The 21,443-nt window shown below is 66.0% G+C and carries 14 protein-coding genes; 5 read left to right on the top strand and 9 right to left on the bottom strand.

Annotation, left to right across the window (positions count from 1 at the left end; genetic code table 11):
- Positions 1-22: 22 nt before the first annotated feature.
- The 4 genes from M6E97_RS01765 to M6E97_RS01750 form a co-directional block, all read right to left on the bottom strand.
- On the bottom strand, positions 23-2,743 hold the full coding sequence (locus M6E97_RS01765) for a helix-turn-helix transcriptional regulator (protein WP_033938981.1): 2,721 nt from the start codon (positions 2,741-2,743) through the stop codon (positions 23-25).
- A gap of 332 nt (positions 2,744-3,075) precedes the next feature.
- Positions 3,076-4,443, bottom strand: coding sequence for a DUF1329 domain-containing protein (locus M6E97_RS01760; RefSeq protein ID WP_003103009.1), 1,368 nt, complete (start codon positions 4,441-4,443; stop codon positions 3,076-3,078).
- Between the two features lie 60 nt (positions 4,444-4,503).
- Complete coding sequence (locus M6E97_RS01755; protein ID WP_015649519.1) at positions 4,504-6,429, bottom strand: DUF1302 domain-containing protein; 1,926 nt, start codon at positions 6,427-6,429, stop codon at positions 4,504-4,506.
- A gap of 211 nt (positions 6,430-6,640) precedes the next feature.
- Positions 6,641-8,323 (bottom strand): fatty acid--CoA ligase, encoded by a 1,683-nt coding sequence (locus M6E97_RS01750; RefSeq protein WP_034004993.1) that lies wholly within the window; start codon positions 8,321-8,323, stop codon positions 6,641-6,643.
- Positions 8,324-8,504: 181 nt separating this feature from the next.
- On the opposite strand from M6E97_RS01750, the gene M6E97_RS01745 reads away from it, so the two are divergent.
- Positions 8,505-9,680, top strand: a complete 1,176-nt coding sequence (locus M6E97_RS01745) for an acetyl-CoA C-acyltransferase (RefSeq protein WP_003118278.1) — start codon at positions 8,505-8,507, stop codon at positions 9,678-9,680.
- A 56-nt stretch (positions 9,681-9,736) separates the two neighbouring features.
- Here the strand turns inward: M6E97_RS01745 and M6E97_RS01740 are convergent, their stop codons facing one another.
- Positions 9,737-10,918, bottom strand: a complete 1,182-nt coding sequence (locus M6E97_RS01740) for an MFS transporter (protein ID WP_034004991.1) — start codon at positions 10,916-10,918, stop codon at positions 9,737-9,739.
- A gap of 101 nt (positions 10,919-11,019) precedes the next feature.
- Between M6E97_RS01740 and M6E97_RS01735 the strand changes: the two genes are divergently transcribed.
- The gene (locus M6E97_RS01735; protein WP_003137733.1) at positions 11,020-11,808 is read left to right on the top strand and encodes an AraC family transcriptional regulator; all 789 of its coding nucleotides are present in this window, start codon (positions 11,020-11,022) and stop codon (positions 11,806-11,808) included.
- Positions 11,809-12,082: 274 nt separating this feature from the next.
- Here M6E97_RS01735 and M6E97_RS01730 read toward each other — a convergent pair whose 3' ends face one another.
- From M6E97_RS01730 to cioA, 3 genes are read right to left on the bottom strand one after another with little or no spacing between them, the layout of a single operon-like run.
- Entirely contained in the window at positions 12,083-12,253 is a 171-nt protein-coding gene (locus M6E97_RS01730; RefSeq protein ID WP_003093052.1) for a DUF2474 domain-containing protein, read from the bottom strand.
- A gap of 13 nt (positions 12,254-12,266) precedes the next feature.
- Positions 12,267-13,274, bottom strand: a complete 1,008-nt coding sequence (gene cioB, locus M6E97_RS01725; RefSeq protein WP_003093053.1) for a cyanide-insensitive cytochrome bd quinol oxidase subunit II — start codon at positions 13,272-13,274, stop codon at positions 12,267-12,269.
- Between the two features lie 3 nt (positions 13,275-13,277).
- Positions 13,278-14,744 (bottom strand): cyanide-insensitive cytochrome bd quinol oxidase subunit I, encoded by a 1,467-nt coding sequence (cioA, locus tag M6E97_RS01720; protein WP_003093054.1) that lies wholly within the window; start codon positions 14,742-14,744, stop codon positions 13,278-13,280.
- A 437-nt stretch (positions 14,745-15,181) separates the two neighbouring features.
- Between cioA and M6E97_RS01715 the strand changes: the two genes are divergently transcribed.
- From M6E97_RS01715 to betT, 3 genes are all read left to right on the top strand, one after another.
- Positions 15,182-15,961 (top strand): MetQ/NlpA family ABC transporter substrate-binding protein, encoded by a 780-nt coding sequence (locus tag M6E97_RS01715; RefSeq protein WP_003093057.1) that lies wholly within the window; start codon positions 15,182-15,184, stop codon positions 15,959-15,961.
- A 175-nt stretch (positions 15,962-16,136) separates the two neighbouring features.
- Positions 16,137-17,111: a sigma 54-interacting transcriptional regulator gene (locus M6E97_RS01710; RefSeq protein ID WP_034064885.1), complete on the top strand. Its 975-nt coding sequence runs from the start codon at positions 16,137-16,139 to the stop codon at positions 17,109-17,111.
- 189 nt (positions 17,112-17,300) lie between these two features.
- Positions 17,301-19,262 (top strand): choline BCCT transporter BetT, encoded by a 1,962-nt coding sequence (gene betT / locus M6E97_RS01705; protein ID WP_003119234.1) that lies wholly within the window; start codon positions 17,301-17,303, stop codon positions 19,260-19,262.
- Positions 19,263-19,369: 107 nt separating this feature from the next.
- On the opposite strand, the gene M6E97_RS01700 is transcribed toward betT, so the two are convergent.
- Positions 19,370-21,406, bottom strand: a complete 2,037-nt coding sequence (locus tag M6E97_RS01700; protein ID WP_034005679.1) for an OPT family oligopeptide transporter — start codon at positions 21,404-21,406, stop codon at positions 19,370-19,372.
- Between the last annotated feature and the right edge of the window lie 37 nt (positions 21,407-21,443).

The following is a 21,443-nucleotide window of genomic DNA, read 5'->3' as shown; positions in this document are numbered from 1 at the left end:
CCAGGCACATGGGGTGGCGCGCCTAGCGCAACAACCCCATGTGCTTGGCCCGCGCCACCGCCTGGGTGCGACGCTCGACGCCGAGCTTGTCGTTGATATGGCGGGCGTGGCTCTTCACCGTATGCAGCGAGATGAACAGCCGCTCGCTGATCTCCTGGTTGGACAACCCCTGGGCGATCAGCTCCAGCACCGCCAGTTCGCGCCCGCTGAGCACCTCGCCCGCACTGCCCGCGGGCTCGGCGGGCGGCTCCGGCAACAGCGCGCGCATGCGCTGGGCGCCGGGACAGGCAGGGAAGCGCTGCAACTGTTCGCGCAACCATTCCGGCTGCTGCACGAGCAATTCGTGGAGCGGCAGCAAGGCTCCGCCGACTGCGCCCTCCATGGCTTGTTGCAGGGTCGCCAGCGCCTCGCGCTCGCGGCCCTGCTCCAGGTGCAGCGCGGCCAGTTGGCCGAGGGCCAGGCGAGCCGGCAGCAATGCGCCGTTCTCCCGCGTCGAGCGGGCCAGCCGATCCAGACGCCGGGCGGCCTCCTCCGGGCGTCCTTCGCGGCGCTCCAGGCCGGCCTGGAGCAACTCCACATGCAGCGGCAGCAGCGGACTGCATTCCGGCGGCGTGGCCGCCTGCCCGCCGTAGGTGCCGCCCAGGCGCTGTAGCCAGACGCCGGCCAGTTCGGTCTGGCCCTGGGCCAGCCAGAGTTCGCACTTGATCAGGGTGATCGCCGCCAGGTAGTAGATCGGCGGGATATCCCAGGCATGCATCAGCCGCTCGACGTCGCCAAGCCGGGCGAACGCCGCCGCGTAGTTGCCCAGGCGCCCTTCCAGGCTGGCCAGGACGCAATAGCCGATCACCAGGCTGACATCCCGGCAACTGCGGGTTTCCTCGATTCCCTGCTTGATCCATTTGCGCGCTTCGTCCGGCTGCAGCGCCAGGCTGCGCAGGTAGCCGCGGTACAGCAGGAGCCGCCCGCGCACCGCGTAGCGGCGTTGCGCCGGCAGGTGCTGGAGGCGTTCCAGGCCCTGGCGCACCTCCTCCTCGGCGCGCGCCACCTCGCCGCGCGCCTGGAGGACGCGGGCGCGGTCGTAATGGACCAGCGCCTCGAACAGCGGGTTGCCGTAGCGCTGGGCGAACTCCAGGGCGTCGCGGTTGTAGTTGCGCGCCTGCCAGAAGTCGCCACGGGTCACCGCCAGGTTGCTCAGCGTCGACAGGCATTGCAGGCGAGTGCCGTAGCGCTCCCCGGCGAGGTCCTGCAAGGCCTCGCGGCAGTGCGCCTCGGCCTTGTCGATGTCGCCGCGGCCGCGCGCGATCACCCCGCTCAGGGCCTGCCACTGGGCCAGCAGGTCGCGCTGCGCAGACTCGTCCGGCGCCGGCAGGAAACGCGCCAGTTGGCCAGCCAGCTCTTCCGCGGCATCCAGCTGGCAGGCCAGCGCCAGCGCCCAGCCGTACAGCAGGATCAGGCGCGGCGTGCTCGCCAGGAGACTGTCCGGCAGGTCCATCTTCCAGCGCAGCAGGGTGGCGATGTTCTGCTCCGCCAGCAGTTGCTCTTCCGACAGGTTCTGCACCAGGCTCGCCGCCACGTCCGGCTGGCCGGCGCGCAGCGCCTGCTCCACCGCCTGGTCGAGCAGGCCATGGCGGCTGAACCAGCCGCAGGCGCGCAGGTGCAGGGAGCCGGCGGACGGACCGAAGTCGGGCAAGGGACGCGCCAGCAGCAGGTCGGAGAACAGGTGGTGGTAGCGGAACCACTGGCCGTTTTCGTCCAGCGGCACGAGGAAGACCTGGTGCTGCTGCAGGTGGTCGAGGATCGCCGCGCTGTCGCCGGCCTCGCGCACGGTATCGCAGAGTTCGGCGCAGAAGCGCTCGAAGCGTGCGGTCTGGGCGAGGAACGCCTGGACCTCGGACGGCTGCCGCTCGATCACCTCCTCCAGCAGGTAGTCGCGGATCAGCTCGTCGGCGCCGTGTACCCCGGGGCTGACCTGCGCCTCTGGATCGCCGCGCGCCAGCAGCCAGAGGCGCAGCCCGGCGACCCAGCCTTCGCTGCGCTCGAGCAGCGCGTCCAGCGCGTCCTCGTCGAGTTCGAGGCCGCTGGCGGCCATCAGCGCCCCGCTCTCCTCGGCGGTCAGGCGCAGGTCCTGTTCGCTGAGTTCGAGCAATTGCCGCGACAGGCGCAGGCGCGCCAGGTGCCAGTCCGGCCGCTGCCGGCTGGTGACCAGCAGCACCAGGCCTTCGGGCAGGTGGTTGAGGAGGAATTGCAGGCAGCGGTCGAGCACCGCGCCCTGGGCCAGGTGGTAGTCGTCCAGCACCAGCAGCAGGGGACGCTGCGGGTCCAGGCAGGGGCCGAGTTCGTCGAGCAGGTCGTCGAGCCAGGTCTCGAAGGCGAACGGCTGGTGGCGCTGGCGCATCTTCAGCAGGCCAAGGGCCTCTTCGCCCAGGGTCGGGTGGTACTGTCGCAAGCCATCGAGCAGGCGTTCGAGGAAACGTCCGGGATCGCTCTCGCGGCTGCTCAGTCCCAGCCAGAGGCTCTGCCAGCGCGGGTCGAGGCTTTCGCAGAACTCGATGGCCAGGGAACTCTTGCCGAATCCGGCGGGCGCGGCGATCAGCAGCAGGCGACCGTCCAGTCCGTCGCGCAGTCGACGGCAAAGACGCGGGCGCGCCACATGGGCCGACGGCAGCGGGGGGCGGAAAAAGCGGTTGGCCGTCGGCAGGACGGCGGATGGAGTGCCCGAGAAGGTACGCGAGAAGTCAGTCATCACCCGGTTTCTTGGTTTATGTATGGGGCGTGAACGCTCCGGAGACTAACCACAAGTGATGGCTATTTGAAGCACTATCCATCGGCTCGGACGAAATAGCGCACCGGCGCTTCAGCTCGATAACCAAGGAAAGACCGGTTTCCCGGCGCGGTCCAGGCGCGGCAAACGTTTCCCGGCCACACAGGTGCCCGCCGGGAGGATGGCGACGACGGAATCCGCGGGCGAGGCGGTAAAACACTTTGTAATGAATTGACGGCCGGAGCGGCACGCCGCCCGCGAAAACGAAGAAACCGGCACAAGGCCGGTTTCTTCGTGGCTAGGAACGCCGTTTCTCAGCGCACCCCTTCCTGGCGCAACGCCGCCGGGGTGTAGTCGCTTTCCGAAGCGCTGTAGTTGAAGTCGTAGGCCTGTTTCTCCTCGTTCTTCATGCCCAGCGCCAGATAGCGGCCGGAGAGCAGGTCGTAGAGGGTTTCCACCGCGTACCAGGGCACCTGCTTGTCGTAGTACTGCTCGGCATGCGCCTCGGCCACGCGCCACAGGGTGCCGCGACCGTCGTAATGGTCGATCTCGGCGGCCTGCCAGGTGTCCTCGTCGATGTAGAAGTCACGCTTGGCGTAGATGTGCCGCTCGCCCGGCTTCAGGGTCGCGACCACATGCCAGACGCGGTGCAGCTCGTAGCGGGTCAGGTCCTGGTTGATGTGGCCGGCCTTGACGATTTCGCTGTACTTGATCTTCGGATCGTCGAGCTTGTAGCTGTTGTAGGGAATGTAGATTTCCTTCTTGCCTTCCAGCTTCCAGTCGTAGCGGTCCGGCGCACCGTTGTACATGTCGAAGTTGTCCGAGGTGCGCAGGCCGTCGGCGGCGGTGCCGGGACCGTCGTAGGACACCTGCGGAGCCCGCCGCACGCGGCGCTGGCCGGCGTTGTAGAGCCACGCCAGGCGCGGCTCCTTGACCTGGTTGAGGGTTTCGTGGACCAGCAGCACGTTACCGGCCAGGCGCGAGGGCGCGGTGACCCGCTGCTTGAAGTAGAACAGCACGTTGCTCGGCTTGTTCGGGTTGTAGTCCTTCAGGTTGGTACGGAAGGTGAAGGCATCCTGGAAGTAGACCAGCTGGTAGGAGCCGTTGACCTGCGGAGTGGCCTGGGTCACCAGGCGCCGGACGCTGCCGCCGCGATAGCGGGTGATGTGGTTCCAGATCACCTCCAGGCCGTTCTGCGGGATCGGGAACGGGTTGGCGGTATCGAAGTTCTCCAGGCCGTTGCCGCCTTCCACCAGCTTGGTGGTGGTGGCGTTGCGCTTGGCCGCCTCCTGCACCGCCGCCGGGACGGTGGCGCTGCGGTGGGTCTTGTATACCGGGATCTTGTAGGTATCCGGGTAGCGCTTGAACATGGCCAGTTGGCCGGGAGTCAGCTTGTCCTTGTACTGGTCGACGTTCTGCGCGGTGATGGTGAACAGCGGTTGCTCGCTGGCATAGGGGTTGGCGAGGAAGCCACGGCTGTCGACGCTGCCGGCGTTGGTCGCCAGGCCGCCGTCCCAGGCGGGGATGCTGCCGTCGGCGTTGCCGGCCTTCTCCGCCCCCAACGGAGTCAGGCTGGTGCCGAGCTTGGCCGCCTCGTCGGCGGATACCGCCGCCATCACCTGGGTGGCCAGCAGGCTCAGGGCCAGTACACCGGTATGCAGAAGAATCTTCGTTGTTTTCATTCGCTCGTCGTCCTCGTTAAGTCCTGCTCGCCGGCCCGGTTCGCACCGGGCCGGCGTACATCAGAAGTTCATGCCGAAGCTGAGCGCGACGAAGTCGCGATCGTCCACGGTGGTGTACTTGCCGTCGAAGAAGTTGGTGTAGGAGAGGCTCGCGGTGTAGGTGTTCTGGTACTCCGCGTCCACCCCCAGGCTGACCGCCTTGCGGCCTTCCTCGAAGTTGGCGCCGGGGCCGGGCGAATAGCCATCGACGTCGTGCGACCAGGCCACACTGGGCTTGAGGTTCACGCCCATGAACACGTCGTTGTAGTCCCAGATCGCACGGGCGCGATAACCCCAGGCGTCGGTCGTGGTGTAGCCGTCTTTTTCACAATAGCGAGTGACGTTATTGGCGTTCGGATTTCCCGTCACACTTGCGGCTAAGCCTGAACAAGTGCTCAGGCCATTTAACGTTCCCTCCATCGGGCCGGAGCCAAATGACGGATCACGCCCGTAACGAACGACGGAACTGCTTTCCAGCCCGCCGACATGGGTCCAGCCGATCTCACCTACCACTGTCAAGCGCTCGGCACCCATGACCTGGTCAAAGAAGTGCGTCAGGGTGGTCTGCAGTTGGGTGATTTCCTTGCGCCGATAGCCATGCATGTCCTCACCCGGCCGACCGTTCAGCAGCGATGCGTTCTCATAAGGCCGGCTACCACCGATATTCACGGGGTCCAGAGCGGAGTAGAGAATATCGGTGGTGTTCAGTTGTACGGGAGCATTCGGACGATAGCTGACCTCACCGCTCCAGGCGGTACCATTGGGCAGCGTGGTTGAGAAACTCAGCCCGAACATGCGAATGTCTTCTGGATACTCGATGAAGTAATTGGAGTTGCCCGCAGTGGCTGCCGCCGCTGCCTGAGCAGCCAGGCTGGGACTGATAGCAGCGATATTGGTCGCAAAGTTGTTGATGGCCGCCATCTTCGCGGCGGACGGTCCCTGACCACTAAAGATCGGCAGGCGGCTGTGGTAATTCATGTAGTAGGCGCCGAACTCGGTGTTCAGTTCGTCGGCGAAGTAGCGCAGGGCGAAGCCGTACTGGCCACTGTCACGAGCGTCACGATCCGGACCACGCTGCACTACGATCCCTTCGTTCCAGGGAGACGGAGTGATTCCCAGACCTGCTCCGGACAACAGGCTGTTGAGCAGATTGATGGACGCCTTGTTGTTGGTCAGCACCGCCAGGTTCTGGTCGCAGCCATCGGCCACCACGTCTGGCTGGGAGAAGAAGGTGCCGCAGTTGTCGACCACCGTCTGGTCCCACTCGATCTGGTAGAAGCCTTCGGCGGACAGGTTGTCGGTGAGGTTCTGCGACAGGTAGAACATGTTCACCGGGATCAGGCCTTCCTTGATCTCCGAGCCGGGCCGGCGGAAGGCGGTGACGTCGATCGGGTTGATGGCGCTGATGCCGTTCTGGATGAAGGTGCTCTCGCCCCAGTTCACCACCTGCTTGCCCAGGCGCACGCTGCCCGGCAGGTCACCGATGGCATAGTTGTGGTAGATGAAGGCGTCGAGCAGTTCGGCGCCGGAGGACTTGGCCAGGGTCTTGCGGCCGCTGTCGTCGATGTCCTTGAACTCGCGGTGCTCGTCCTTCAGTTCGAAGTCGTACCAGTACTTGCCGCGCAGGAACACACCGGTATCGCCGTACTTCAGCTCGAGGTCATGGATGCCCTTGAAGACCTTCGAGAACGTTTCCCCACGCTTGAAGTTCAAGTGGCTGTCGTCGGAGGTCTGGGAAAGTCCCTTGCCGCCGTTGTTCACACCGATCAGGTTCTTGTTCGGCTTGGCGGTCGACCAGCTGGCCCCGACCGACAACGCCGAGTCGAAGGAACCTTCGATTTCCCCGATGTTGAAGGTCACCCCAAAGGCCGGAGCCGCCAGCGAGGAAGCCAGGCTGACGGCCAACGGCAACCGGGCCCGACGCGAGAACGGATTACGGGTTGTCATCGACGCTACTCCATGTGTGTTTTTTGTTATGAGTGCGTGGACTATAGCTAGCGCTGCCTGCCGCTTGATCCCTCGAAAGTGTGATTTGCGCGGCGCAACCACTCTGGCTCGCGCCTTTGCGGCGGATGGAGAATGACCGGGCGGTCGCGAAAACGCGGAGACCAAGCGTTTGCTTGGCCTCCGGGCGTTTCAGCGGTGTAGGAAAGCCCCGTCAGACGGTCGACAGGAAGGCGCTGCCGGCTTCCTGCCACTGGGCGATCTCGATACGGATGCGCTTCTTGTCCAGCTTGCCGACGCTGGTCTTGGGAATATCGGTAACAACCGCGATCTGCGAGGGGATCGCCCACTTGTTGATGTTGCCCTGCTCGACGAAAGGCTTGAGGTGCTCCTTCAGGCCACGGGCGTCCAGTTGCTGGCCCTCGCGCACCACCAGCAGGGCGAACGGGCGCTCGCCCCATTGCGGATCGGGCACCCCGACCACCGCCACTTCGCGTACCGCCGGATGGCGGCTGATCAGGTCTTCCAGCTCCAGGGAGGACAGCCACTCGCCGCCGGTCTTGATCACGTCCTTGATGCGGTCGCGGATCTCGATGAAGCCCATGCCGTCCAGGGTCGCCACGTCGCCGGTATGCATCCAGCCGCCGCGCCACAACTCCTCGCCGCGCTCGGGTTCGCGGAAATACCCCTGGGTCAGCCATGGCGCGCGCAACACCAGCTCGCCCTGGGACTCGCCGTCAGCCGGGAGGAAGCGGCCCTGTTCGTCCATGATCGCCGCATCCACCAGCGGCACCGGCACGCCGGCCTTGATCCGGTAGGTGGTGCGCTCGTCCTCGCTTCCGGCCAGCAGTTCGTCGTTGAGGTAGGCGCAGGAAATCAGCGGACAGGTCTCCGACATGCCGTAGGCGGCGGTCAGCTGGATGCCGCGCGCCTTGGCCGCCTCGTAGAGCGAGCGGTTCAGCGCGCTCCCGCCGATGATCACCTTCCAGCCCTTGAAGTCCACGCCCTGGGCGGCCCTGGCGTTCATCACCATCTGCAGGATGGTCGGCACGCAGTGGGAGAAGGTGACCTTCTCGCGCTTCCACAGTTCGACCAGCAGTTCCGGATCGTAACGCCCGGGATAGACCTGCTTGACCCCGAGCATGGTCGCCACGTACGGAGTGCCCCAGGCGTGGACATGGAACATCGGGGTGATCGGCATGTACACGTCGCTGGTACCGAGCAGGCGGATGCTGTCCAGGCTGCCGATGGTCGAAGCCATCGCCAGGGTGTGCAGGACCAGTTGCCGGTGGCTGAAATACACACCTTTCGGATTGCCGGTGGTGCCGGTGGTGTAGAAGGTGGTGGCGATGGAGTTCTCGTCGAAATCGGGGAAGTCGTAGCGCGGGCTGGCCGCGGCCAGCAGCGACTCGTATTCGCCGACCAGGCCGGGCAGTTCCGCGCTCTTCTCCGTGCCGTCGGTGAGCAGGATGGTCCGCTCCACCGTGGCCAGTTGCCCCGCCACCGCCTGGTAGAGCGGGACGAACTCGCTGTTCACCAGCACGAAGCGATCCTCGGCGTGGTTCATGGTGTAGAGGATCTGCTCCGGGGAGAGGCGGATATTGATGGTATGCAGCACCGCCCCGATCATCGGGATGGCGAACATGCATTCCAGGTAGCGATGGCTGTCCCAGTCCATCACCGCCACCGTGTCGCCGGCCTTCACCCCGGCCTCGCTGAGTACGTTGGCCAGGCGCGCGACGCGCTCGTTGAAGGTGGCGTAGCTGTAGCGCACCTGGTCGCGGTAGACGATTTCATGACTCTTTTCGTAACGACGGCCGGAAAGCATCAGGCTCTTGATCAGCAACGGATACTGATAAGCGCCGGCGGCGGCCGGGATGAGACGGGTCTTCAGCATGGGGCGTACACCTGGGAGCGGGTTCGTTGTCAGGATGAGGCCGACTCTAGAGCCGTCGGCGGGCTTTGTTCATCAGTCAAAAGAGTGATTTGCCCCGTGACCTTTCGGAGCCTCCCGGTCACAAGATAGAATCCGCCCACTGAATCGTTCAGACCCTATCCAGAACAAGAGGTAACGTTCCATGTCCGATATCGTCATCGTCGCCGGCGCCCGTACTCCCATGGGCGGCTTCCAGGGCAGCCTGGCCGGCGTTTCCGCGGTCGACCTGGGTGCCGTCGTGATCCGCGAAGCGGTGCAGCGCGCCGGCATCGCCGCCGAGGACGTACAGGAAGTGATCATGGGTTGCGTCCTGCCCGCCGGCCTGAAGCAGGGCCCGGCCCGCCAGGCCGCGCTGGCGGCCGGCCTGCCCGCCGCCACCGGCTGCACCACCATCAACAAGCTGTGCGGCTCGGGGATGAAGGCGGTGATGCTGGCCCACGACCTGCTCAAGGCTGGCACCAACCAGGTGATGGTCGCCGGTGGCATGGAAAGCATGTCCAACGCGCCCTATGTCCTGGAGAAAGCCCGCAGCGGCCTGCGCATGGGCCACGGCGAGATCAAGGACCACATGTTCCTCGACGGCCTGGAGGACGCCCGTACCGGCCGTTTGATGGGTTCGTTCGCCCAGGAGACCGCCGACAAGTACGGCGTGACCCGCGAGGAGATGGACGCCTATGCCATCGAATCGCTCAAGCGCGCCCAGGCCGCCATCGCCGATGGCTCGCTGGCGGCGGAAATCGTCCCGGTCACCGTCACCAGCCGCAAGGGCGAGAGCGTGGTGAAGGACGACGAGCAACCGCTGACCGCCAACCTGGAGAAGATCCCCAGCCTCAGGCCGGCGTTCCGCAAGGACGGTACCATCACCGCCGCCAATGCCAGCTCGATCTCCGACGGCGCCTCCGCGCTGGTCCTGATGACCGCCGAGGAAGCCCAGCGCCGTGGCCTGAAGCCGCTGGCGCGAATCGTCGGCCATGCCACCCAGAGCCAGGACCCGAGCGAGTTCACCCTGGCGCCGATCGGCGCGATGACCAACCTGTTCGCCAGGACCGGCTGGAGCAAGGACGACGTCGACCTGTTCGAGATCAACGAAGCCTTCGCCATGGTCACCATGCTCGCCATGCGCGAACACGGCCTCGATCATGCCAAGGTCAATGTCTATGGCGGCGCCTGCGCCCAGGGCCATCCGGTCGGTTCCACCGGCTCGCGGATCATCCTCACCCTGATCAACGCCCTGCGCCAGAAAGGCGGCAAGCGCGGCGTCGCCTCGCTGTGCATCGGCGGCGGCGAAGCCACCGCCGTGGCGCTCGAACTGCTCTGATACGGCGTTGAGCCATCGGCGCCCGGCCGGCTCGCACTGTCCGGGCGCCCTCTTCCTCAGGTGCCCACCGCGGCGCTGCGCGCCGGACGCGGAAACACCAGCGCCGCGGCGAAGGTCAGCGCGGCGAAGCCCGCCAGCACCAGGTACAACCCCAGCAGCCCCTGCCGTGGCTCCAGGTAGGCGATCATCGGGATCGCCGCCGCGCTGGCGCCGAACGACAGGAAATAGCGCAGGGCGAAGACCCGCGCCTGCCACTGCGGCGCGACGAAGTGGGCGACCATCGCGTCGTTCACCGTCACCTGGCCGAACACCGCGAACATGAACAGCGCGCCGAACAGCACCACCGCGCTGCCGTGGCCGTAGGCCAGGGCCAGCAGCAGCGGCACCTGGCAGAAGGTGAGGAAGACGAACGGCAACTTCAGGTTCAGGCGATCGATCAGGCGGCCCATGATCAGTTGCGCCACCGCGCCGAAGGCATAGGCCAGGCTGACCACCACGCCGAGGGTCTGCAGCGACGCCAGCAAGTCGCTCAGGCGCTCCTGGAACAGCTTCGGGTAGGTCACGGTGCTGGCGTTGAACACCACCCCGCCGGTGGCGGTGACCAGCGCCAGCACGCCGAACACCCGGCGCATCGACAGACCCTCGCTGTCCTCGCCACGCGCCGCGGCCTTGGCCGACAGGTGCGGCGATGGCTCCTCGCGCACGCAGAAGAAAAATCCGATGCCGAGCAGGATGGCCACCCCGCCGGGCAGGATGAACGCCGCGCGCCAGCCGAAGTGCGCGGTGAGAAAGCCGGTAAGCAGCGCGGCGAAGGCGACCCCGAGGTTACCCCACATGCCGTTGATGCCGATCTCGCGGCCGCGGTTCTCCGCGTGTGCCACCAGCATCGCGGTGCCGACCGGGTGGTAGATCGCGGCGAATACCCCGATCAGGGTCAGCCCGGTCACCAGCATCGGTACGCTGCCGGCCAGCCCGGTGAGCAGCGCGGCGGCGCCGATGCCGAAGAAGAACAGCAGCATCATCCGCCGCCGGCTCCAGGTATCGCCCAGCCAGCCGGCCGGCAGCGAACAGGCGCCGAAGGCGATGAAACCGCCCAGCGACAGGCCGATCAGACCGGCGTAGTCGAGGTCGAAGCTGCCGGCCATGCCGAGCACGGCGGCGGGGAAGATCAGCATGAACATGTGGTCGATGACATGCGCGGCGTTGATGAAGCGGATAACGGTTCGAGGTCGGTTCATGGCGTGCGGTCTGAATGGTCGGTGAGGAATGGGCGTCATGACCCGGGCATGATAGGTTGACCGAAAAGCGCAGACAGGACAGCGAGGTCATCGAAACGGACATGCTGATCGAGCACCGCCCGGACGGCCTGCTGGCCGCCATCTCCCTCGACTTCCCCGACAGCCATCACCTGGGGCGGCATTTCCACCCGCAGGCGCAGTTCCTCTACGCCGCTCGCGGCCTGATGCGCCTGGCCACCCACCACGGCGCCTGGGTGATCCCGCCGACCCGCGCGGTATGGATTCCGCCCCGGGTGGAGCACGAGATATTCATGTCCGGCGAGGTGCACATGCGCACCCTGTTCATCGAGCAACCCGAAACGCCGACACCGCTAAGCGACTGTTGCGTACTGGCGGTGACGCCGCTGCTGCGGGAAATGATCCTGCGCGCCATCCACCTCGAGAGCCAGCCGCGCCTGGACGACTTCCGCCAGCGCCTGCAAGGGCTGATCCTCAGCGAGATCGCCAACCTCGAACGGATGCCGCTGTACCTGCCGATGCCCCGCGACCGCCGCTTGCAGGCGATCTGCCAGGCATTGCTGAAACAGCCGGAACTGGGGCTGACCCTCGATGACTGGGGCCTGCGGGTCGGCGCCAGCTCGCGCACCCTGGCGCGGCTGTTCGCCCAGGAATTGCAGATGAGCTTCCATGAGTGGCGCCAGCAACTGCGCCTGACCGAAGCCCTGCCGCGCCTGCTGGCCGGCGACAGCGTGCAGGTGGTCGCCCGCGACCTCGGCTATGGCAGTACGCGGGCCTTCAGCAGCATGTTCCGCCGCCTGCTCGGCGAAACCCCGCGCGACTACCTGGGGCGACTGGAGCAACTGGCACGGGTCAGGGGCCGCGAGGACTGATGCCCCACGGCGCAACGCCAAGCCATGGCAATTCGGCGGATAACGCCTGCGTCGTTATCCGCCCTACCAAGGCGCCGCTAGGGCGCATCCGCCGCCAAGGCTCCCGTAGGGCGCATAACCGCAGCGCGGTTATCCGCCATGGTGCAAGGCGGGAACGCGAGGATTGACGCCCTACGGCGCAACACCGAGCACTGGCGGATCGGCGGACAAAAAGAAGCCCTCCAGCGGAGGGCTCTCGGAAAAGGGCGCCGGAGCGCCCGGATGGGATCGTCGATCAGTGCGGGACGCCCAGCCCCGCCGCGCTCATGAACAGGCGCATCAGCCAGGCGGCGACGCCCAGGGCCAGCACGCTGGCGGTCCAGATACCCGCCAGCCAGGCCAGGCGTCGCCAGAGCGGTGGCTTGGCCGCGCTATCTCGTTCGGGATGACTCGGCGTACGGACCATATGCGGCGCCTCCTCAGTGATAGCCATCGCCGTGCTTCACCTTGCCGCGGAACACGTAGTAGCTCCAGGCGGTGTAGCCGAGGATGAAGGGAATGATGAACAGCGCGCCGACCAGCATGAAGCCCTGGCTCTGCGGCGGCGCCGAGGCCTCCCAGATGCTCACCGCCGGCGGGATGATGTTCGGCCACAGGCTGATCCCCAGGCCGCTGTAGCCGAGGAAGATCAACACCAGGGTGAGCACGAACGGCTTCACGTGGTCGTTGTTGGCCACCGAGCGCAGCAGCGCATAGAAGGTCACCAGGACCAGGATCGGCACCGGCAGGAACCAGAACAGGTTCGGCAGGCTGAACCAGCGTGCGGCGATCTCGGCATGGGCCAGCGGCGTCCACAGGCTGACCACCCCGATGATCGCCAGCAGCACCAGCGCCAGCGGGCGCGCCAGGTCGTGCATGCGCTCCTGCAGGCGGCCTTCGGTCTTCATGATCAGCCAGGTGCAGCCGAGCAGGGTGTAGGCGACGATCAGGGCCAGGCCGCAGAACAGCGGGAACGGCGCGATCCAGTCCAGCGAACCGCCGGCGAAGCTGCGGTTCTCCACCGGGATGCCTTCGATGAAGGCGCCCAGCGCCACGCCCTGGAAGAAGGTCGCCACCAGCGAACCGCCGATGAACGCCTTGTCCCAGATGTGCTGCTTGGCCGGCTTGGCCTTGAAGCGGAACTCGAAGGCGACGCCGCGGAAGATCAGCCCGACGAGCATGAAGATCAACGGCAGGTAGAGCGCCGACAGGACCACCGCGTAGGCCAGCGGGAAGGCCCCGAACAGCGCCGCGCCGCCCAGCACCAGCCAGGTCTCGTTGCCGTCCCAGACTGGCGCCACGGTGTTCATCATCACATCGCGGTCGCCGCTGTCCTTGAAGAACGGATAGAGCATGCCGATGCCCAGGTCGAAGCCGTCCATCACCACGTACATCATGATGCCGAAGATGATGATGACCGCCCAGATGAGGGGAAGATCGATACCCATGTCTCAGTTCCTCTTGTCCTGGTCGCGGTCGGCCGCTTGCGCGTGGCCGTCGTGCTCTTCGTCGAAACCTTCGCCGGCGGCCGACAACGGCCGCGCCGGCGTGCGCTTCTGCCCGGCGCCTCCCGGGTTGGTCTCGCGTCCCTCATGGGTGACCGGGCCCTTGCGCACCAGGCGCATCATGTAGCCGATGCCGACGCCGAACAGCGAGAAGTACACCACCACGAAGGTCAGCAGGGTCAGGCTCATCTGCGTCACGCTCTGTGCCGAGGAGGCGTCGGCGGTGCGCATCAGCCCGTAGACCACCCAGGGCTGGCGGCCCATCTCGGTGGTGAACCAGCCGGCGAGGATCGCGATCAGGCCGGACGGTCCCATCAGCAGGGTCAGGCGCAGGAAGGCCTTCGAGTTGAACAGCTTGTCCTGGCCGCGCCAGCGCAGCCACAGGCTCCAGACGCCGACCAGGATCATCAGCATGCCGAGGCCGGCCATGATCCGGAACGACCAGAACACCACGGTGGAGTTCGGCCGGTCTTCCGGCGGGAAGTCCTTCAGCGCCGGGATCGGCTCGGTCAGGCTGTGCTTGAGGATGAGGCTGCCGAGCACCGGGATCTCCACCTTGAAGCGGGTTTCCTCGCGCTGCATGTCCGGCCAGCCGAACAGGATCAGCGGGGTCGGCTCGCCGCTGCTGTTGTCCCAGTGGCCTTCCATCGCGGCGATCTTCGCCGGCTGGTGCTCCAGGGTGTTGAGGCCATGGGCGTCGCCGATCAGCGCCTGTACCGGGGCGACGATCAGCGCCATCCACATGGCCATCGAGAGCATCTTGCGGATCGCCGGGTTGTCGCGCCCGCGCAGCAGGTGCCAGGCGGCCGAGGCGCCGACGAAGAAGGCGGTGGCGAGGAACGCGGCGACCGACATGTGCAGCAGGCGGTAGGGGAACGACGGGTTGAAGATCACCGCCACCCAGTCCACCGGGATCACCCGGCCGTCGACGATCTCGAAGCCCTGCGGGGTCTGCATCCAGCTGTTGGAAGCGAGGATCCAGAACGTCGAGATCAGCGTGCCGATCGCCACCATCACCGTGGCGAAGAAATGCAGGCCCGGTCCCACGCGGTTCCAGCCGAACAGCATGACGCCGAGGAAACCGGCCTCGAGGAAGAACGCGGTGAGCACCTCGTAGGTCAGCAGCGGACCGGTGATGGACCCGGCGAAGTCGGAGAAATGGCTCCAGTTGGTGCCGAACTGGTACGCCATGACCAGCCCGGACACCACGCCCATGCCGAAGTTGACCGCGAAAATCTTCGACCAGAAATGATAGAGGTCGCGGTAGACCTCTTCGTTCGTTTTCAGCCAGAGGCCTTCCAGTACGGCCAGGTAGCTGGCCAACCCGATGGTGATCGCCGGGAAGATGATGTGGAAGGACACGGTGAACGCGAACTGGATGCGGGCAAGGTCGATAGCCTCCAATCCGAACATGGCAACTCCTCTTCAGGTTCTCGGCCCTTCCGGCTTACGTGCGGATTCGGCCGTGCTTCCTCACGCGCAACGCTACGCAAGGTTTTGGAACACATCCTTCAGCTATCGTTCTTGTCATTGGAAAGCGACCGCAGCCCTGGATGGCAGGAATGCGGGAAGGGTCGCAAGCAGATTCCCGGACCACCCGCCTTGATGCAGAGCAATTCGGTACGAAAATCTTACCCGTTAGCCTAGACCGTCCTGCTGTGGTCGGTTGTCGCGAGACAAATTGCCTCAGCTCTCGCATATTCATTAATAGAATATAAAAATAAATAAATAATATTTTTATGGAATAAAAAGAGTCGCTACTCTCCCCTTCAAGCCGCCCCTCGCGTGTTGGCGCCCCTCCTTCACCGCCCTGCGCGCAGCGGCGGACATCGCCCTACAAGGATCGAAGAATGAAAAAACTGCTCCTGCTGACTGCCCTGGCCTCCGTCATCAGCGTTTCCGCCAGCGCCGCGGAAAAGCTCATCGTCGCCGCCACGCCGATCCCCCATGCGGAAATCCTTGAGCTGATCAAGCCGACCCTGGCGAAGGAAGGCGTCGACCTGCAGATCAAGGTGTTCACCGACTACGTGCAGCCCAACGTGCAGGTCGCCGAGAAGCGCCTGGACGCCAACTACTTCCAGACCCTGCCGTACCTGGAGAACTTCAACAAAGGCAAGGGCACCAACCTGGTCACCGTGGTCGGCGTACACGTCGAACCCTTCGGTGGCTATTCGAGGAAATACAAGTCGCTGGCCGAGCTGCCCGACGGCGCCACCGTCGCCATCCCCAACGAAGGCAGCAACAGCGGGCGCGCCCTGCTGCTGTTGCAGAAGGCCGGCCTGCTCAAGCTGAAGGACCCGAACAACGCCCTGGCCACGCCCAAGGACATCGCCGAGAACCCGAAGAACCTGAAGTTCAAGGAACTCGAATCGGCCCTGTTGCCGCGCGTGCTGGACCAGGTCGACCTGGACCTTATCAACACCAACTACGCGCTGGAGGCCAAGCTCAACCCGGCCAAGGACGCGCTGGTCCTGGAAGACCGCGACTCGCCCTATGTGAACTACCTGGTGGCGCGTCCGGACAACAAGGACAGCGACGCCCTGAAGAAGCTTTCCGCCGCGCTGACCAGCCCGGAAGTGAAAGCCTTCATCGAGAAGAAATATGCCGGCGCGGTGGTCCCGGCCTTCTGACCCCAGCCCGTCCCGACTCCCACGCTGGGCGCCGTTGCAGCGCCCCTTGTTCACGCCGGTGTCGCATGGCTTGCACCGGCGTTTCTTTTTCCGCAACGGCCCCCGCCCGCAGCCGTCCCGGTCCGTCGTCGCGGCGCAGGCGCTGGAGGCGCCCCGTGCCGTCAAGGAGTTACCCATGAGCGAGAAACCACGCCCCGCGCCGTTGACCTTCCCCGACGCCGACCGCAGTCCGCTGAGCATCCGCGCCAAGGCCCTGGTGTTCTTCGACCCACGCTCGCACCGGGTCCGCGAAGAACTCGAGCGCCTCGCGCCGCAGGGCCAGCCGGTGCTGATCGAAGGCGAGACCGGCACCGGCAAGGAGCTGCTCGCCCGGCAGATCCACCGCCACAGCGAACGCGCCGGTCTGTTCGTCGCGGTCAGTTGCAGCGCCCTCAGTCGCAACCACGCCGAAGCCGAGCTGTTCGGCTACGCCCCCGGCGCCCACAACGGCCCGGTCGGCAGCCGCGCCGGCTGGTTCGGTTCGGCCAATGGCGGCACCCTGTACCTGGACGAGATCGGCGACCTGCCGCTGACGTTGCAGGCCAGGCTGCTACAGACGCTGGAGGAACGCGAGGTGCTGCGGGTCGGCGCGCAGCAGCCGATTCCCCATGACGTGCGCCTGGTCACCGCCACCAGCGTCGACCTGGACCAGGCGGTGCGCGCCGGCAAGTTCCTGGCCGGCCTGCAGCAGTACCTGCACGACGGCCGCCTGAGCCTGCCGCCATTGCGCGAACGTCCGGGAGACATCCTGCCGCTGGCGGAATACTTCATCGGCGTCTATGCCCAGCGCCTGGACCTGCCGGTGCCGGCCATCGGCGTGGAAACCCAGCGGGTCCTCGAGAGCTATCCCTGGCCAGGCAACATCCGCGAGCTGGAAAACGTCGTCCACTTCGCCCTGCTGGTCAGCGACAAGGAAGAAATCCTGCCGCAGCATCTGAATTTTGGCGGGGCAACGCCAGACCCATCGCTGGCCGGTCTGCGGCGCCTGCTCGGCCAAGCCGGAGCGCCGTCGCTGGAGCAGGTACAGGCCCTGCTCCTGCAACTGGCCACCGAGCAGGCAGGCGGCGACGAGGAGGCGGGAAGGCGGCGCCTGGGACTGGCGGCGAACTGAAGGAATCCTTCGGCGAACGTGCGGGAAAAGCGCGGCGCCGAAGGCTTCCATACGTCCGAAGGATTGGCTCCCGAGCCCTTGATCGTGTTTATATTGAACGCTTGATCAAATTAAGGACGAGGAGACCAGCCTGTTTTGACTGACGCACAATCGCCCTCCGCCACCCCCTCCACCCCCACGCCCATCCGCATGAATCCCCCGGTGTTCTACGGTGCGGCGATCCTGATCCTGCTGTTCGCCGCGGTGGTCATCGGCTTCCCCCAGCGCGCCGGCGAATGGCTGCTGGCCGCACAGACCTGGGCCTCGCAGACCGTCGGTTGGTACTACCTGCTGGCGATGACGCTGTACCTGATCTTCGTGGTGGTCACCGCGCTTTCCGGCTACGGCAAGATCAAGCTCGGTGCCGACCACGACGAGCCGGAATTCAGCTACCTGTCCTGGGCCGGCATGCTGTTCGCCGCCGGCATCAGCATCACCCTGTTCTTCTTCTGCGTATCCGAGCCGTTGACCCACTTCCTCCAGCCGCCGCAAGGCGAGGCCGGTACCCAGGAAGCCGCGCGGCAGGCCATGGAACTGCTGTTCCTGCACTGGGGCCTGCACGGCTGGGGCGTGTTCGCCCTGGTGGCGATGGCCCTGGCCTACTTCGCCTACCGCCACAACCTGCCACTGGCCCTGCGCTCGGCGCTCTACCCGTTGATCGGCAAGCGCATCAACGGGCCGATCGGCTACACGGTGGACTGCTTCGGCATCATCGCCACGGTGTTCGGCCTCGGCGCCGACATGGGCTTCGGCGTGCTCCAGCTCAACTCCGGGCTGGACTACCTGTACGCCATCCCGCATACCCACCCGGTGCAGATGGCGCTCATCGTGCTGATGATGGGCGCGGCGATCTCGGTGGCGGTCTCCGGGGTCGACAAGGGCATCCGCATCCTCTCCGACATCAACATGCTGCTGGCCTGCAGCCTGCTGCTGTTCGTGCTGTTCGCCGGTCCGACCCAGCACCTGCTCAACACCCTGGTGCAGAACGTCGGCGACTACCTCGGCCACCTGCCGGGCAAGAGCTTCGACCTCTACGCCTACGGCGGTCCCAGCGACTGGCTGGGCTCGTGGACGGTGTTCTACTGGGCCTGGTGGATCGCCTGGGCGCCCTTCGTTGGCCTGTTCATCGCGCGCATCTCGCGCGGCCGGACGATCCGCGAATTCGTCTTCGGCGTGCTGTTCATCCCGCTCGGCTTCACCCTGGCGTGGATGTCGATCTTCGGCAACAGCGCCCTGGAGCAGGCCCTCGGCGGCGCCAGCGAACTCGGCCGGGTGGCCATCGAGCAGCCGTCGATGGCCCTCTACCAGATGCTCCAGAACTACCCCTGGAGCCGCGCGGTGATCACCGTCACTGTGCTGGTCAGCTTCGTCTTCTTCGTCACCTCGGCGGACTCCGGCACCGTGGTCCTCTCCACCCTCTCCGCCCACGGCGGCAGCGCCGACGACGACGGACCGAAGTGGCTGCGGGTGTTCTGGGGCTCGGTCACCGCGCTGGTCACCGGCGGGCTGCTGTTCGCCGGCAGCATCGACGCGCTGAAGTCGGCGGTGGTGCTGACCTCCCTGCCCTTCTCGCTGATCCTGCTATTGATGATGTGGGGCCTGCACAAGGCCTTCTACATGGAGTCGCAGCGCCAGCGGGCGCGGAGCCACTCCCTGGCGCCGCTGATGAGCGGCAACGGCAAGCGCTCCGGCGGCTGGAAGCGACGCCTGTCGCAGGCCGTGCACTTCCCCTCGCGGGACGAGGTGTACCGCTTCATGAACGACGTGGTGCGCCCGGCGATCAGCGAGGTTTCCGAGGTGTTCCGCGAGAAGGGCCTGGCGGTGGACGCCCAGCTCGACCCGGGCAACGCCTCGCTGAGCCTGGAGATCGGTCATGGCGAGCAGCATCGGTTCCTCTATCAGGTGCTGATGCGCGGCTACTTCACGCCGTCCTTCGCGCGTGCCGGCATGGGCGGCCTGCACCTGAAGAATCGCCGCTACTTCCGTGCCGAGGTGCATCTCGCCGAAGGTAGCCAGGACTACGATCTGATGGGCTACACCAAGGAGCAGATCATCAACGACATGCTCGACCAGTACGAGCGGCACCTGCAGTTCCTGCACCTGGTGCGTTGAGCGCAGGAAAAGGGGGCGCGCAGGGCGCCCCTTCCCTCATCTTCCGTCCCTGACCGCGGGGAATGACGCTAGCGGCAACATCCCATCCCCGTGCAGCTGCGAATCCCTCAGCGCGCCAGCACTCGCCGGTAGAACAGCACGCAGATCGCGACGAATACCACCAGTCCCAGCCATTGGGCGATGCCCGCGAAGCCGGCGCCGGCCAGCGCCAGCGGCGCGTCCTCGCCGGTGGCGCCGATCACCCCGGCGAGCAGGATGCCCATCAGGCTCTCGCCGACGATCAGCCCCGAGGCCAGCAGCACGCCGCGTCGCTTCGGCTCTTCGGCATAGGTCTCTTCGTCGACCCCGGCTGCCGCCGCGCGCTTCTTCAGGGCATTTTCCAGTAGCCAGGAAATCAGCGCGCCGACCACCAGGGTCATGCCGATGGTCGGCGGCAGGTAGATCCCCAGGCCCACCGCCAGCACCGGCAGGCAGGCCTTGCCGGTACGGCGCAGGAGCAGGTCGACGAGGATCAGGGCGATGCCCAGGGCGACGCCGATGAGAATCATGTTCCAGTTCAGCGCGTCGTGGAAAATCCCGCTGGCGATCGCCGTCATCAGGGTCGCCTGCGGCGCGGCCAGGGCCTGGCCGGGGTCCATTCCCTCGCGCGGCAGGGCCCCGGTGAAGCCGTAGGCGCTGTAGAGCAGTTCCAGCACCGGGGGGATCACCAGCGCGCCGACGATGCAGCCGACGATCAGCGCGACCTGCTGGCGCCAGGGCGTGGCGCCGACCAGGTAGCCGGTCTTGAGGTCCTGCAGGTTGTCGTTGGAGATCGCCGCGATGGCCAGCACCACCGAGGTGGTAAACAGCGCCAGGGCGATCGCCAGCTTGCCGTTCTCGCGGTCCAGCAGGCCGCCCTCGATGCTGCCGAAGCCGAGTATCAGCAACGACACCAGGATGACCGCGATGATTCCGATCCCCGAGATCGGACTGCTCGACGAACCGACCAGGCCGGCCATGTAGCCGCAGGCGGCGGCGATCAGGAAGCCGAAGAAGAAGGCGAACACCACGCATACCGCCACCAGACTCCAGAACTGCGGGCTGGCCATGTCCGGCGCGGCGGCACCGAGGAAGTGGCTGAAGACCACGAACAGCGAGACCAGCAGTATCCCGGCGATCAGCAGGATCCACTTGGCCGGCATGTCCAGCTCGGTGCGCAGGCTGTTCGCCTGGCTATTGCCGCGCACTGCCCCGAGGGAGGCCCAGACGCCCCGTACCATCGGCTTGAACAGGGTCGCCAGGGTCCACAGCGCGGCCACGCCGATGGTGCCGGCGCCGAGGAAGCGCACCTGCGAACTCCACAGTTGGGTGGCCAGGTCCGACAGGCTCTGGCCGTCGGCCGGCACGCTGTTGACGGTCAGCAGCGGCACCGCGACGCCCCAGGAGATCAGCACGCCGATGAGGATCGCGATGCCGGCGGTGATGCCCATCAGGTAGCCGGCACCGACCAGCGCCAGGGAAAAACCGGTGGAAAGGCGGAACGCCGCCTGCCCGGCACTGAGCCAGACGCTGAAGCCTTCGGCGAGAACCTTGAAGCCGCTGCTCCAGAGGCTGAACAGCGCCGCCACCAGGCCGCCGCCGAGGATGTCGTAGAGCCCCGGCGCGTTACCGGCGGCACGCGGCGCGCGGGCGTCTTCCTCGTCCTCGGCGCCGTCGCTGCCGACCCGGAGGATTTCCGCCGCCGCCACCCCTTCCGGATACGGCAGTTCGCTCTGCACCACCATCACCCGGCGCAGCGGAATGGTATAGAGCACCCCGAGAATGCCGCCGATGGAGCAGATCGCCGCGGTCTGCCAGAACGGGAAGCCACTCCAGTAGCCGATCATCAGCAGGCCGGGAAGGATGAAGATGATCGAGGACAGGGTGCCGGCCGCCGAGGCCTGGGTCTGCACCATGTTGTTCTCGAGGATGTTGGCGCCGGAGAAGTAGCGCAGGACGGCCATCGAGATCACCGCCGCCGGGATCGACGAGGCGAAGGTCAGGCCGACCTTCAGACCGAGGTAGACGTTGGAGGCGGTGAAGACCACGGTGATCAGCGCACCGAGGATCAGGCCACGCAGGGTGAGCTCTGGCAGGGTCAGCTCATCCGGGATGCGTTCTTGCATGGATGAAAACTCTCGAAACAATTGGACCCGCCAAGCT

This window comes from Pseudomonas sp. B111 (genome assembly GCF_026428275.1).
GTDB lineage: Bacteria > Pseudomonadota > Gammaproteobacteria > Pseudomonadales > Pseudomonadaceae > Pseudomonas > Pseudomonas aeruginosa.
Note: the sequence above shows the minus strand (reverse complement) of the source record. Positions and strands in the feature narration are given on the sequence as shown.